This window comes from Enterovirga sp. CN4-39, from assembly GCF_049446235.1.
Classification (GTDB): Bacteria; Pseudomonadota; Alphaproteobacteria; order Rhizobiales; family Beijerinckiaceae; genus Enterovirga.
Map to the genome: position 1 here is coordinate 240,521 of NZ_JBMSEF010000007.1, position 13,228 is coordinate 253,748.

13 protein-coding genes are annotated in these 13,228 nt (G+C 68.6%); 10 read left to right on the plus strand and 3 right to left on the minus strand.

Features of this window, described 5'->3' with window-relative positions; translation table 11 throughout:
- Window positions 1-198 precede the first annotated feature (198 nt).
- From ACO2SS_RS14180 to ACO2SS_RS14200, 5 genes are all read left to right on the plus strand, one after another.
- A complete protein-coding gene (locus tag ACO2SS_RS14180) occupies window positions 199-711 on the plus strand; it encodes a (2Fe-2S)-binding protein (RefSeq protein WP_423278322.1) in 513 nt (170 codons plus the stop codon).
- Window positions 708-1,724: an FAD binding domain-containing protein gene (locus ACO2SS_RS14185; protein WP_423278323.1), complete on the plus strand. Its 1,017-nt coding sequence runs from the start codon at window positions 708-710 to the stop codon at window positions 1,722-1,724. Before ACO2SS_RS14180 ends, ACO2SS_RS14185 begins: the two co-directional genes overlap by 4 nt.
- A gap of 8 nt (window positions 1,725-1,732) precedes the next feature.
- Complete coding sequence (locus ACO2SS_RS14190; RefSeq protein ID WP_423278324.1) at window positions 1,733-3,967, plus strand: xanthine dehydrogenase family protein molybdopterin-binding subunit; 2,235 nt, start codon at window positions 1,733-1,735, stop codon at window positions 3,965-3,967.
- A gap of 78 nt (window positions 3,968-4,045) precedes the next feature.
- Entirely contained in the window at window positions 4,046-4,282 is a 237-nt protein-coding gene (locus ACO2SS_RS14195; protein ID WP_423278325.1) for a hypothetical protein, read from the plus strand.
- Window positions 4,283-4,372: 90 nt separating this feature from the next.
- Window positions 4,373-4,993, plus strand: a complete 621-nt coding sequence (locus tag ACO2SS_RS14200) for a glutathione S-transferase family protein (RefSeq protein ID WP_423278326.1) — start codon at window positions 4,373-4,375, stop codon at window positions 4,991-4,993.
- Between the two features lie 22 nt (window positions 4,994-5,015).
- Here the strand turns inward: ACO2SS_RS14200 and serA are convergent, their stop codons facing one another.
- The gene (gene serA, locus ACO2SS_RS14205) at window positions 5,016-6,269 is read right to left on the minus strand and encodes a phosphoglycerate dehydrogenase (protein ID WP_423278327.1); all 1,254 of its coding nucleotides are present in this window, start codon (window positions 6,267-6,269) and stop codon (window positions 5,016-5,018) included.
- Between the two features lie 186 nt (window positions 6,270-6,455).
- On the opposite strand from serA, the gene ACO2SS_RS14210 reads away from it, so the two are divergent.
- A complete protein-coding gene (locus ACO2SS_RS14210) occupies window positions 6,456-7,685 on the plus strand; it encodes an MFS transporter (protein ID WP_423278328.1) in 1,230 nt (409 codons plus the stop codon).
- 2 nt (window positions 7,686-7,687) lie between these two features.
- Here ACO2SS_RS14210 and ACO2SS_RS14215 read toward each other — a convergent pair whose 3' ends face one another.
- A complete protein-coding gene (locus ACO2SS_RS14215; RefSeq protein ID WP_423278329.1) occupies window positions 7,688-8,362 on the minus strand; it encodes a GntR family transcriptional regulator in 675 nt (224 codons plus the stop codon).
- Between the two features lie 206 nt (window positions 8,363-8,568).
- Window positions 8,569-8,970, minus strand: coding sequence for a carboxymuconolactone decarboxylase family protein (locus ACO2SS_RS14220; RefSeq protein ID WP_423278330.1), 402 nt, complete (start codon window positions 8,968-8,970; stop codon window positions 8,569-8,571).
- 116 nt (window positions 8,971-9,086) lie between these two features.
- On the opposite strand from ACO2SS_RS14220, the gene ACO2SS_RS14225 reads away from it, so the two are divergent.
- From ACO2SS_RS14225 to ACO2SS_RS14240, 4 genes are all read left to right on the plus strand, one after another.
- Complete coding sequence (locus ACO2SS_RS14225; protein ID WP_423278331.1) at window positions 9,087-9,887, plus strand: SDR family NAD(P)-dependent oxidoreductase; 801 nt, start codon at window positions 9,087-9,089, stop codon at window positions 9,885-9,887.
- 38 nt (window positions 9,888-9,925) lie between these two features.
- The gene (locus ACO2SS_RS14230) at window positions 9,926-10,897 is read left to right on the plus strand and encodes an NAD(P)-dependent oxidoreductase (RefSeq protein ID WP_423278341.1); all 972 of its coding nucleotides are present in this window, start codon (window positions 9,926-9,928) and stop codon (window positions 10,895-10,897) included.
- Between the two features lie 112 nt (window positions 10,898-11,009).
- Window positions 11,010-11,963: a branched-chain amino acid ABC transporter permease gene (locus ACO2SS_RS14235; protein WP_423278332.1), complete on the plus strand. Its 954-nt coding sequence runs from the start codon at window positions 11,010-11,012 to the stop codon at window positions 11,961-11,963.
- 4 nt (window positions 11,964-11,967) lie between these two features.
- Window positions 11,968-13,228 (plus strand): ABC transporter permease subunit (locus tag ACO2SS_RS14240; RefSeq protein WP_423278333.1); only part of this gene is annotated, 1,261 nt, incomplete at its 3' end.

Below are 13,228 nucleotides of genomic sequence, written 5' to 3' on the forward strand. Positions count from 1 at the left end.
GTTCGCTGGCACACGGGCGTGTTTTGCTTGCCGAAGCTTCGCCGCCCGAGCCCCGGGCAGTACCCCCTGTGACCGCCTTCGGAAGCACGGCCGGGCCCGGGCGGGGGAACGGAGCGCAGTTTAGAGTCTTTATGAGCTGTGGCGGTCGCAGGGCCGCTTCTCCCACCGTCGCCGCGTGCCGCACACAGGAGCTCAGCCTTGGCAACGACAGAGGACGGCTCGCCCGGCAGGGCGGGCATCCCGATCAGCCTCACCGTCAATGGTGAGACGCACCAGCTGTCCATTCCGGCAACCACGATGCTCCTGGATCTCCTGCGGGAGCGCCTCCACCTCACGGGAACCAAGAAGGGCTGCGACCACGGCCAGTGCGGCGCCTGCACGGTGATCCTGGACGGGCGGCGCGTGAATTCCTGCATGGTGCTCGCCGCCATGAAGGACGGCTCGAGCGTCACGACCATCGAGGGCCTCGCCAAGGACGGGCGCCTCCACCCGATGCAGGAGGCCTTCGTCGAGCATGATGCCTTCCAGTGCGGCTACTGCACGCCCGGCCAGATCATGTCGGCGGTCGCGCTTCTCGAGGAGGGCAGGGCGAAGTCCAAGGATGAGATCCGCGAATACATGAGCGGCAACATTTGCCGCTGCGGCGCCTACGTGAACATCGTGGCAGCGATCGAGCAGGTGCTGGCGTCCGGCGAACGGAGCGCGGCATGAACGATTTCGGCTATCTCCGCCCGGAGACCCTCGACCAGGCCGTCATGGCGATCGCGGCGGACCCGGCCGCCAAGTTCATCGCGGGCGGCACGAACCTCATCGACCTGATGAAATACAACGTCGAGCGCCCGGAGCGGGTGATCGACATCACGCGGCTCCCGCTACGCGAGATCACGGAAACGGAGAGCGGCGGATTGCTGATCGGGGCGCTCGTGCCGAACAGCGATCTCGCCTACGACGAGCGCATCCAGAGCCGCTACCCCCTGCTCGCCAGCGCCATCCTGGCCGGGGCGTCGCCTCAACTGCGGAATTCCGCGACGACCGGGGGAAACCTGCTCCAGCGGACGCGCTGCTACTACTTCTACGACCCCGGCACGCCCTGCAACAAGCGCGAGCCCGGGACGGGCTGCCCGGCGATCGAGGGGCAGAACCGCATCCACGCGATCCTCGGGACGAGCGAGCACTGCATCGCCACCCACCCGTCCGACATGTGCGTCGGCCTCGCGGCCCTCGAAGCTACCATCCACGTCCAGGGGCAGAACGGCCGGCGTGCGATCCCGATCTCCGAGTTCCACCGCCTCCCGGGCGACCAGCCGCAGATCGACACAACGCTGCGGCACGACGAGATCATCACGGCGGTCGAACTCCCGCCATCGGGATTCGGCTCGCACTACACCTACCTGAAGCTGCGCGACCGGCTGTCCTATGCCTTCGCGCTGGTCTCGGTCGCCGCGGCGCTCGAGATCGAGGACGGGAAAGTCGCCAAGGCGCGCCTCGCCCTCGGAGGGGTGGCGCACAAGCCGTGGCGCGACACGGCCGCGGAGGCGCTCCTCGTCGGCAACGCGCCGGACCGAGACAGCTTCGCGGCCGCCGCCGACCAGATCCTGAAGGACGCGACGGGCTATACGCACAACGCCTTCAAGATCGAACTCGCGCGGCGCGGGATCGTGCGCGCGCTTTCGCAAGCCGCGTCCGGCACGCCGCAATCCCAGACCGACAAGCGCATCCGATAGGCCGAGCCATGCCGAGCACCGAAACCCATGTCGGTCGCGCGACGAGCCGCGTCGACGGTCCCGCCAAGGTCACCGGCGCAGCCAAGTACAGCGCCGAATATCCCGCCCCAGACCTCGCCTACGGCATCGTCGTGTCGAGCGCGATCGCCCGCGGGAAGATCACGTCCATCGATACGTCGGCGGCGCTCGCCGTGCCGGGCGTGCTCCAAGTCTTCACGCACGAGAACCGCCGGCGGACCGCCTGGCTGGACTACAACTACCAGGACGAGGTCGCGCCACCCGGCTCGCCCTTCCGGCCGCTGCACGGGCCCGAGATCGTCTATAGCGGCCAGCCGGTGGCGCTGGTGGTCGCCGAAACCTTCGAGGCCGCCGGCCATGCCGCCTCGCTCGTGAAGGTCGAGTACGAGGCCGCCGAGCACGTCACGGACCTCGAGGTGAAGCGCCACGAGGCCTATGTGCCGAAGAAGAAGCGCTCCGGCGTGAAGCCGCCGCCATCGCCGCGCGGCGATGCCGCCTCGGCCTTCGGGGCGGCGGCCATCCACGTCGACGAGGAATACACCCACGCCATCGAGCACCATAACCCGATGGAGCCGCACGCCTCGACCGTGGTCTGGGAGGGCGGCGGCAAACTCACGGTCTACGACAAGATCCAGGGGCCGCAGAACAGCCAGAAATACATCACGAGCGTGTTCGGGCTCGCGGCGGACGACGTGAAGGTCGTCAACGCCTATGTCGGCGGCGCCTTCGGGGCCGGGCTTCGGCCGCAATACCAGCTGTTCCTGGCCGTGATGGCGGCGCTCGAACTCGAGCGCTCGGTGCGGGTGGTGCTCACCCGCGACCAGATGTTCACCTTCACGCACCGCCCGCACGCCCTGCAGACCGTCCGGCTCGGCGCCGACGAGCAGGGCAAGCTGATGTCCGTCCGGCACGACGTCGTGCAGTCGACATCGCAGTTCGAGGACTACCAGGAGAGCATCGTCAACTGGTCGGGCCTGATGTACCACTGCGACAATGTCGAGCTGACGTACAAGCTCGCGCAGCTCGACACCTATACGCCCGGAGACATGCGGGCGCCCGGCGCCACGACGGGCGTCTTCGCGCTCGAGATCGCGATGGACGAGCTCGCCGAGCGGGCCGGGATCGATCCGGTCGAGCTGCGGCTCCGCAACTACGCGGAGAAGGACCAGGACGAGAACAAGAATTTCACGTCCAAGGAGCTGCGCGAGTGCTACCGGCAGGGCGCCGAGCGCTTCGGCTGGGCCAGGCGCAGCGCGGCGCCGCGATCCATGAAGGACGGCCGCGAACTCGTCGGCTGGGGCATGGCGACCGGCTGCTGGGAGGCGTATTTCCAGAAGACCACGGCGCGGGCCACCCTGCAGGCCGACGGCCGTCTAGAGGTCGCGACCGCGACGAGCGACATCGGCACCGGCACCTACACGATCCTGGCCCAGCTCGGCGCGGACGCGCTCGGCGTCCCGCTGGAGAAGGTCGATGTCCGGATCGGCGACTCGACGCTGCCCTATTCCCCGGTGGAGGGCGGCTCGTGGACGGCAGCCTCCGCCGGCACGGCGGTGCAGCTCGCCTGCAAGTCGGTAGGCGAGAAGCTGCTCGGCTTCGCCCGCGCGATGGACAACTCGCCGCTGGCGAACGCCTCGCCGGAGCACGTGACCTTCAGGGACGGGCGGATCGAGCTGCAATCCGATCCCGCGCGCTTCGTCACCTTCGCCGATGCCATGCGGGCAGGCGGCGTCGAGAGCGTCGAGGCCGAGGAGACCGCCTCGCCCGACCTCCTCACCAGCATGCGCTATTCGATGTACACGCACTCGGCGATCTTCGCCGAGGTGAAGGTCGACGAGGAGCTCGGGATCATCCGCATCACTCGGATCGTGAATGCGGTCGCGGCCGGCAAGATCCTCAACCCGAAGACCGCGCGGAGCCAGATCCTGGGCGGGGTCGTGATGGGAATGGGCATGGCGGTCGCCGAGGAATCCATGCTGGACCACAATCTCGGGCGGTTCATGAACCACAACCTGGCCGAGTACCACGTGCCCGTGAATGCGGACATTCACGACATCGATGTGATCTTCGTCGACGAGCACGACGACAAGGCGAGCCCGATCGGCGTGAAGGGCCTCGGCGAGATCGGCATCGTCGGCACGGCCGCCGCCATCGCGAACGCGATCTATCATGCGACCGGCAAGCGCATCCGCGAGCTTCCGATCACGCCGGACAAACTGCTCTAGGTCTGGCCCTCAAGCTTGGCCGTGGAACGCGGGCCCGCGCCGCTCGTTTCCACACACAGGGCGAACGAGGCATCCGTGATGGGCGACCAGAACTCCGCGTCATCGAAGGACTGGCGCAAGCAGCTCACACCCGAAGAGGAGGCTGCCATCCGGCAGTCCGGGCAGTCCCTCTCCGACCTTGCCGCCGCATCCGCGCCCGGAGACCGCAAGCCGGGCGAGGATCTTCGCGAGCGGCAGGAGAAGCTCGTGGACGAGGCCGTCGAGGAGACCTTTCCGGCGAGCGACCCCATCTCCCCGAAGCGCATCACGAAATAGGGCTGAAACCCATCTCTCCTCTGTTTTGCCGAGGCTGACTCGCAGCGGCCGGGCCCGGCCTTACGCCGTGGCCAAAAGCGGGGAGGGAACATGATCACGGTCTATGGCGCGCCGCCGACGCGCGCGCTCCGCGTGGTGTGGATGCTGGAGGAGATGGGGCTGCCCTACGACCTCCGCCCGATCGACTTTTCCAGGCGCCTCCAGGATGCAGAGTTCATGGCGGCGAGCCCCACCGGCGCGCTGCCGGCCATCTGCGACGGCGATGCGCGGCTGATGGAATCCTGCGCGATCCTCGACTATCTCGGCGCGAAATACGGCCCGACGCCGCTCGCGCCCCGCTTCGGGGATCCGAACTACCCGGCCTACATCTCCTTCCTGCATTTCGGCGAGGCCTCGCTCGCCGCGCCCCTGAACGTCACCGTCGGGTCGCGCTTCTTCGGACCGGAGGAGGAGAGGGACAATTTCGGTGCGCGGCTCGCCGTGGACATGGCGGTCGCCAAGTCCGCCGCGCTTCTCGGGCCGCTGGTGCGGGGGCCGTTCCTGGCCGGCGACTTCACGGCCGCGGATATCTCCTGCGGCTGGGCGCTCGGCCTCGGCCACTGGCTCGGCTTCCACGACCGCCTTGCCGCGCCGCTCCAGGATTACGTGGCGCGGCTGGCGGAGCGCCCCGCCTACCGGCGCGCGATGAGCAGGGCCCAGCCGATCGAGTGACCGGCCCGCGACGCGGCCTGCCTCAGCGGCGCTCGTAGAGGAGGCGGGCCCGGATCGTACCCTCGATGGCCCGCATCTCGGCCAGGATCTCGGTCGCCTGCGCGTAGTCCGTGTCGTCGGTTTCGACGACGACGTAACCGACCTCGCCATCCGTCTGGTAGTACTGCGCGGCGATGTTGATGCCGCGTTTCGCGAAGACGTCGTTCAGCCGTCCGAGCATGCCGGGCAGGTTGCGCTGCACCTGCATGAACCGCGTGCCGATCGGCCGCGGCGGCAGCTGCACCTGCGGGAAGTTCACGGCCCCGATCGTCGAGCCGACATCGGAATAGTCGACGAGCTTGCGTGCCACCTCGGAGCCGATCCGCTCCTGCGCCTCCTCGGTCGAGCCGCCGATATGCGGGGTGAGGATGACGTTCTCGAGCCCCTGGAGCGGGGTCACGAACGGGTCGTTGTTGGAGGCGGGCTCGACCGGGAAGACGTCGATCGCGGCGCCGCGGAGATGCCCGTCCTTCAGGGCGGCTGCCAGCGCGTCGAGATCGACGACCGTGCCCCGGGAATTGTTGATGAGGTAGGCGCCCTTCTTCATGGCGCGGATCTCGGCCTGGCCGATCATGCCGTGCGTGCCGGGCGTCTCGGGCACGTGCAGCGAGACGACGTCGCTCGCCGCGAGGAGCTCCTCGAGGCTCCCGACGGGCTCGGTATTCCCGTGCCGGAGCTTGTCCGTCGTGTCGAAATAGATGACCCGCATCCCCATCCCCTCGGCGAGGTTCGAGAGCTGCGAGCCGATATTGCCGTAGCCGACGATGCCGAGCGTCTTGCCCCGCACCTCGACGGAATTCGTGGCCGACTTGTCCCAGCGGCCCTCATGGGCGGCGCGCGAGCGCGGGGCGATGCGGCGGAACAGCATGACGATCTCGCCGATCACGAGCTCGGCGACGCTGCGCGTGTTGGAGAACGGCGCGTTGAAGACCGGGATGCCGCGCCGCGTCGCGGCCGGAAGGTCGACCTGGTTGGTGCCGACCGAGAAGCAGCCGACCGCGATCAGGCGCGGGGCGGCGGCGAAAATCTCCTCCGTCAGCTGCGTCCGCGAGCGGATGCCGAGGATGTGGACGCGCGCGAGCTGCTCCTTGAGCGCGGCCGGATCGAGCGCCCGGCTCGTCCGGACAACGTTCGTGTAGCCGGCGGCCTGCATCGTATCGAGCGCGGAATCGTTCACGCCCTCCAGCAGGAGCACGTGGATTCGGTCCTTCGGCAGGGACAGGCGTTCGGTGGTCATGCGATCGGCTCTGGAAGGGGTCGCGGCTTAGACCCTGGGAGAACGTCCGTCCAGCCTTGCCGATGCAGGCCAGCCCGCCATCCGGCTCCGTTGTCGCGACCCGCACGTTCCGCAGAAAACGGAATGCGCCGGCGCCGGTCCCATGCTGAAGCGAGACGGGCGCCTCTCGCCCCGGGTTCTCCTCGCGTGCCAAGCCAAACCTCATCGAAGCTTTCGCCCGCGTTCCGGCGCCTGGCCTGGTCGAACCTCGCCGCCCAGTCGGCCGAGCAGATCGCGCTCGCGGCGTCCCCGATCATCGCCGTCCTGGCCTTCGGGGCGGACGAGGGCAGGGCGGGCCTGCTGCAGGTCGCGCAGACGCTGCCCTTCGTTCTCTTCGCGATCCCGATCGGGCTCCTGGCCGACCGGATGTCGCGCCCCTGGCTGATGGCCGGTTCGGAGGCGCTCAGGGTCGTGTCGCTGCTCTGCATCGTCGCGCTCCTGGCGGGAGGATGGCTGAACCTGCCGCTGCTTGCGGTGCTCGGCTTCATCGGCGCCTGCGGGACGGTCGGGTACACGGTGGCGGCTCCGGCCGTCGTGCCCGCCCTCGTCCGCACGGAACAGCTTCCGCTGGCGAACAGCCGCATCGAGCTCGCCCGCACCGTCGCCTTCACGGCGGGCCCGGCGATCGGGGGCGCGCTCGTCGGCTGGGCCGGCGCCTCGCCGGCCTTCATCTGCGCCGCCGCGCTCTCCGTCGCGGCCGTGATGCTGCTCGTCGGGATAAGCGAACCGGTGCGCCCGCCGGCCCCGCAGCGCCATCCGCTGCGGGACGTCGCCGAGGGCGCGAGATTCGTCTTCACGCACCCGCTGCTTCGGCCGATCTTCGTCACGCAGATCGTCTTCAACATCGCCTTCTTCACGGTGCTCGCGGTCTTCGTGCCCTACGCCGTCCGCCATCTCGGCCTGTCGGCGACCGGAGTGGGGTTCACGCTCGCGGCCTATGGCTTCGGGATGATCGCGGGCGCGCTGCTCTCGGCCCGCCTCGTGCACGGCATCCGGTTCGGAACGGTGCTCGGCCTCGGTCCCGTGACGGGCTTCGTGGCCTCGGCCGTGCTCGCCTCGACGATCTGGCTGCCGTCCCCGCTGGTCGCGGGGCTCGGCTGGTTCCTGCTCGGGATCGGCCCGATCCAGTGGACGATCTCGACGACGACGCTTCGGCAACTCGTCACGCCGGCCGGGCTGCTCGGCCGGGTCTCGGCGATCAACATCACGAGCTACGGCGCCCGGCCCCTCGGGGCGGCGATCGGCACGGGCGTCGGCGCGATGGCCGGGGCGGAGGCGAGCCTCGTCGTCGCGGCCGGCCTCTTCCTCGCCCAGATGGTCATGGTGCTGGTGTCACCGCTCGTTCGCCTGGACGAGCGGCCCGCGGTGGCGGCCTAGGGTCAGTCCTGCAGCTGGGCCACGGCCGCCTTCTGCGCCTCTCCGATATGGCGCATGGAAGCCTGGAAGGCGGCCTCGGGATCGCGATTCTGGATCGCCTTCAGGACCAGACGGATTTCCTTGATGCTGCCCGGGAGCCGCTTCGGGCTCGACAGCGACACGCGCCGCAGCTGCGTGATGCGCGCGTTCATCGTCCGCAGCATGGAGGGGATGATGACGTTCTGCGAGCCCTCGAGCAGGACCTCGTAGAAAGCCCGCTTGGCGATCAGGATCTGCTCGACGTCCTGGGTGGCATAGGCGGCCTCGAGCCGGTCCACGGTGTCCGACAGCTCGGCGATCTGCTCGGGCGAAGCCTTCTCGGCGAAGAGTTTGGCAGCCAGCGCCTCCAGCACGCCGCGCACCTCGTAGATGCTGGCGGCATCCTGCGCCGTGAGCGTGGTGACGAGGGGGCCCCGGAACGGGATCGTGCTGATGAGGCCTTCGCTCTCCAGCTCCCGCAGCGCCTCGCGGACCGAAGGCCGGCTCACGCCCAGAAGGTCGCAAAGATCCTTCTCGACAAGCCTCTGGCCCGGAGCGAAGCGCCCGCTCGTGATGGCGGTTCTCAAGGTCTCGACGACCTGGCTGCGGATCGGCGCCGCGACGGGCGCGATCCGCATGGACTTGTCGGTATTCTTCATCGGCGGCTCAGGCTGAGGATCCCGGGGAGTGGATTCCGGGCGCCGGTTTCCACTCTCGGATGAGTCGAGAGCCCTGTGCACGGGAGGCGCGCGTCTGTCCACAGCCCGTTCCTCCTTGTCTCGGCCTGGGCGGCCCGCCGCCCGGCCCTACCTCAAGCCCACGGCGATCCGAGCGGGGCCGCCGCCAACGCCGGGGGCCTCACCCGCTACTTCCCCGCATCGACCTCGGCGAAGACTTCCTGCGCGAGGCGCGTGCTCTCCATCATGGCCGGCACGCCGCAATAGATGCCGACCTGCATGATGATCTCGCGGATCTCGTCCCGGCTGACGCCGTTCCGCAGCGCGCCGCGGCAATGGAGCTTGAACTCGTGCCCGCGTCCGAGGGCGGACAGCATGCAGAGGTTCAGCATGGAGCGCGTCTTCCGGTCGAGCCCGTCGCGGCCCCACACGAAGCCCCAGCAATACTCGGTGACGAGCTGCTGGATCGGGGCGGAGAAGTCGTCGGCCTTGGCGAGCATGCGCTCGAGGTGGTCAGCCCCGGCGACCTCGCCGCGGATCTGCTTGCCTTGCTTGAAGAGGTCGCTCTGGAACTCGGGCCGCTCAGCCATCTCACTCACCCTGCACGTTGGTCAGATGGTTTGACAGCGAGACATCTTGTCTGTCAACCTGACAATGCAGGGAGGACGTGGGAACACCTGCGAAGGGTCAGAAAACGGATAAGGCGATGAGGGAGGACACTCGTCCGCTTGCCGGCCGGCGCGCGCTCGTCACCGGCTCCACCGGCGGGCTGGGGCTCGCCATCGCGAGCGGGCTGGCCGGCCAGGGCTGCGACATCGTGCTGAACGGGCTCGCATCCCCCGGGGAGGGTGAAGCAGCACGGCGCGAGGTCGAGGCCGCCCACGGGGTGCAGGTTCTGTTCCACGGTGCCGACCTGTCCCGTCCGGCGGAGATCGAGGACCTCGTCCGCACGGCGACGAAGGGCCTGGGCGGGCTCGACATCGTGGTCAACAACGCCGTCGTCCGGCAATTCGGCCCGATCGAGCAGATGTCGGTGGCGGGCTGGGACCAGTCGCTCGCGGTCAATCTCTCGGGCGCCTTCCACACGATTCGCCTTACGCTGCCCGGCATGCGGGAGCGGGGCTTCGGCCGGATCGTGAACGTCTCTTCCATCTACGGGCTGATCGGCGCCGCGAACCGCGCGGACTACGTCACCACCAAGACCGCCCTCATCGGGCTCACGCGCGCCGTCGCGCTGGAGACGGCGGAGCTGGACATCACGTGCAACGCGATCTGCCCCGGTACGGTGCCGACGCCGGCCATCACCGACCGGATACGCGGGATCGCCGAATCGACGGGCATATCCGAGCGGCAGGCCACGGCGGATTACCTCTCCACGCGCCAGCCGTCCCGGCGCTTCGTGGATGGCTCCGGCGTAGCCTCGCTCGTCTGCTTCCTGTGCGGGGAGGGTGGTCGGGACATCACTGGCGCGGCGCTCCCGATGGACGGAGGATGGTCCATCGCATGATTCAGGATTGTCAGACTATCAGGCGATAATGTAATTCGATCGCTACGGTCCGGGCGAATGTGTCCCAAGAGGCTGTTCAAGGCCCGAGCGAGGGTTGGGAGGACAGGATGGCAGGTGAGGTGATCGGCTTCGTGGGTGTCGGCCGCATGGGCGGACCGATGGCGGGCCGGCTGATCGATGCCGGGCACAAGCTCGTCGTCTTCGATACGCAGAGCGCGGCCACGAAGCCGCTGGTCGACCGCGGCGCGGAGCTCGGCTCCTCGCCCGCAGACGTGGCCTCGCGCGCCGACATCGTCCTCGTGAGCCTGCCGACGCCGGACATCGTGAGAAGCGTGGTGCTCGGCGAGAACGGGGTGATCCAGGGCTCCCGCGCCAAGGTCGTGATCGACCTCTCGACCACGGGCCCGAGCACCGCCGCGCAGGTCGCGGGCGAGCTGGCCAAGAAGGGGGTCGACTGGGTCGATTGCCCGGTGAGCGGCGGCATCGCGGGCGCCACGAACGGCACCCTCGCCGTGATCGTCTCGGGCAAGAAGCCCGTCTACGAGCGCGTCGAGCCGATCCTCAAGGTTTTCGGCAAGCTCTTCTTCACGGGGGAGAAGCCGGGCCTCGCCCAGTCGGCGAAGCTCGCCAACAACCTGCTCGCGGCGGCCGCCCTCGCCATCACGTCCGAGGGGATGGCGATGGCCGTGAAATCCGGCGTCGACGCCAAGACGATGATCGACATCATCAACGTCTCGAGCGGCCGCAACAGCGCGAGCCAGGACAAGTTCCCGAAGGCGGTCCTCACCCGCACCTTCGATTTCGGCTTCGAGACCGGTCTTTCCTACAAGGATGTCCGGCTCTGCGTGGACGAGGCCGAGGCGATGGGCGTGCCGATGGTGGTCGGCGCGGCCGTCCGGCAGATGCTCGCCGTCACCCAGGCGAAGTTCGGCGCAAAATCCGACTTCACCTCGATCGCCAAGGTGCTCGAGGAATGGGCCGGCGTCGAGATCGGGCCGGCAAAGTCGTGAGCGGACCTGTGCCTCTTCCCACCGCTCATCCCGGCGAAAGCCGGGATCCAGCCGGCTCCGTGTCCTCGACCCCGGCCTTCGCCGGGGTGAGCGGCAGATCGGTCGACCTGCCATGAGCGCCCAGCTCATCGAGAACGTGCTCCAGGCCCTCGTCGCCGGCCTCCTGGTCGGCGCGATTTACGGCCTCATGTGCGTCGGCCTCGCCCTGATCTTCGGGATCATGCGGGTCATCAACTTCGCCCAGGGCGACTTCATGATGGTCGGCATGTATGCCGCCTTCTACCTGGTGCTCGGCCTCGGCACGCTGCTCGGGTTCACCGGGGGCGTCACGCCCTATGTCGGCATCCTTCTCACCGGCCCCCTCCTGTTCGTCGTGGGCTATGCGATCCACGGCGCCCTGATCTCGCAGGTCTCCGGGACGCGCTCGGCACGGCTGGAAGGAGATGGGCACTACGCGCAGCTGATCCTGACGCTCGGCATCGCGCTCATCGTGCAGAACGCGGCCCTGATCGCCTTCGGATCGCAGCTCATCTCCATCCGCACGCCGCTGTCGTCGAGCGCCTGGACGGTGCCGATGCTCGATGGCGACGTGATGCTGTTCATCAACAAGGCGCGGGGCGTCGCGGCGCTCATCTCCGTCGCCACCATCGTGGCGCTCACCTTCCTGATCGGCCGCTCCCGCATGGGCAAGGCGCTGCGCGCCTCAGCAGACAACCCGGATGCCGCGACCTTCATGGGGATCGACGTCGCCCGGGCGCACCGCATCGCGTTCGGAATCGGCATCGCCGTCACGGCGATCGCCGGCGGGCTGCTGGCCACGAACCTGCCGTTCCACCCCTTCGTCGGCATCGACTACGTCATCGTCATGTATGCCGGGGTGGTGCTCGGCGGCATGGGGTCGATCGGCGGCGCCTTTTGGGGCGGCATGACGATCGGCCTCGTGCAGCAGCTCTCGACCCTCATCCTGCCGACGCAGCTGCAGAACACGGCGATCTTCGTCGTCTTCCTCCTGATCGTCTTCTTCAGGCCGCAAGGGTTCTTCGGCCGCGTGGCAGAGCGGACCTGAGCCGATGAACGCTGTCCGCTCCCTCGGTCCGCTCGCCCTGTTCGCGCTCGCCTATGCGGCGATCGCGATGGTGGTGACCAACTCCTACTACCAGCTGATGCTGACGCTGGTCCTGGTCTGGGCGATCTTCGGCCTCTCCTGGAACATCCTCAGCGGCTATACGGGGCTGATCTCCTTCGGCCACGCCGCCTTCTTCGGCATCGGCGCCTACACGACCGTCCTGGGGCAGGTGTATTTCAACCTGTCGCCCTGGATCACGATCCCGATCGCGGTGGCGCTCGGGGCGCTGGCGGGCCTGATCGTCGGGTTCCCGACCTTCCGGCTGCGCGGGCACTACTTCGCGCTGGCGATGCTCGCCTATCCCCTGGCGCTGCTCTACGTGTTCGAGTGGCTCGGCTACCAGGAGCTGACGCTGCCGATGCGGCGCGACGCGCCCTTCGCGTACATGCAGTTCGAGGACCCGCGGATCAACACGATCATCGCGCTCCTCATGCTGGTGGGAACGGTGCTGGTCACGCGGCTGATCGAGCGCTCGCGGTTCGGCATGGCGCTCCTCGCCATCAAGCAGAACGAGGCGGCCGCGGAGGCGGCCGGCATCGACACGCTCCGGTGGAAGCTCAAGGCGATCACGGTCTCGGCCGCCATCGCCGCGATGGCGGGCGGGTTCTACACGGTGGTGCTCCTGGTCGTGACGCCGCCCTCCGTCTTCGGCATGCTCGTCTCCGCCCAGGCGCTGACGGTCGCGATGTTCGGCGGGGTCGGCACCGTCTGGGGACCGGTGATCGGCGCCGTCATCCTGATCCCGATCAGTGAGATCCTCCATGCGGAGCTCGGGGCGAAGATCCCGGGCATCCAGGGCGTGGTGTTCGGCCTCGCGATCGTGGCCGTCATCCTGCTCGCGCCGGAGGGGCTGTACTGGCGCATCCGCGACGTGCTGCGGAGGCGCTCGCTCACGAAGCTGGCCGCTGCTCCCGTCTCGGCCGAGCCGAGCGCCGCGCCTGGGATCCTCCCCCGTGCAACGGAGGAGGCGGAGCGCCCGCAATTCGGGGGCGGGGGCGGCGACGTCATCCTGTCCGTCCAGGGCGTGTCGAAGTCCTTCGGCGGCCTGAAGGCGGTGCAGAACGTCAGCTTCGATGTTCTCCGGGGCGAGATCCTCGGCATCATCGGGCCGAACGGCGCCGGCAAGACGACCCTGTTCAACCTGCTCAACGGCTTCCTGCGCCCCGACCAGGGACGGGTGCTGCTCGACGGCAACGAGATGGTCG